The organism is Algoriphagus aestuariicola (assembly GCF_017254835.1).
Taxonomy (GTDB): domain Bacteria; phylum Bacteroidota; class Bacteroidia; order Cytophagales; family Cyclobacteriaceae; genus Algoriphagus; species Algoriphagus aestuariicola.
The window spans coordinates 1-527 of record NZ_JAFKCW010000019.1 but is presented as its reverse complement, the minus strand read 5'-3'; the positions used below and the strand labels follow the sequence as shown (position 1 = coordinate 527).

Sequence of the window (527 nt, the reverse complement as noted above, 5' to 3'; positions counted from 1 at the left end):
AAGTCGGGTAGACCTGAAGGCGGTAACCGGATAGGAGCCGTTTAGGGTAGAACCGGTAACTGGGGCTAAGTCGTAACAAGGTAGCCGTACCGGAAGGTGCGGCTGGAACACCTCCTTTCTGGAAAGACACCCGTTCCCGGGCTTTTTCTCTCGCACATTTCAAGATATTTTGAGTCGGGCTTGTAGCTCAGGTGGTTAGAGCGCTACACTGATAATGTAGAGGTCCGTGGTTCGAGTCCACGCAAGCCCACATCAATTCAAGTTGAATTCATAAAATTAGGGGGATTAGCTCAGCTGGCTAGAGCACCTGCCTTGCACGCAGGGGGTCAACGGTTCGAATCCGTTATCCTCCACATTAATGGTGGTTTTCCATCACACCACCCTGTTGAACGACGGGGTCCAAGTTCATTGACATATTGAAGTAGAGATTGTAACAGAAGTACTAGCGATAGTACAAGTAGAAGTAAGTGATTAAGGGCGCACGGGGGATGCCTAGGCTCTCAGAGGCGAGGAAGGACGTGATAAGC

At 50.5% G+C, this 527-nt stretch carries 2 tRNA genes and 1 rRNA gene; all 3 read left to right on the top strand.

Annotation, left to right across the window (positions count from 1 at the left end):
- A 16S ribosomal RNA gene (locus J0A67_RS22605) occupies nucleotides 1-118 on the top strand; the annotation flags it as partial.
- A 58-nt stretch (nucleotides 119-176) separates the two neighbouring features.
- Nucleotides 177-250 (top strand) — tRNA-Ile (locus J0A67_RS22600).
- Nucleotides 251-279: 29 nt separating this feature from the next.
- Nucleotides 280-353 (top strand) — tRNA-Ala (locus J0A67_RS22595).
- Nucleotides 354-527 lie beyond the last annotated feature (174 nt).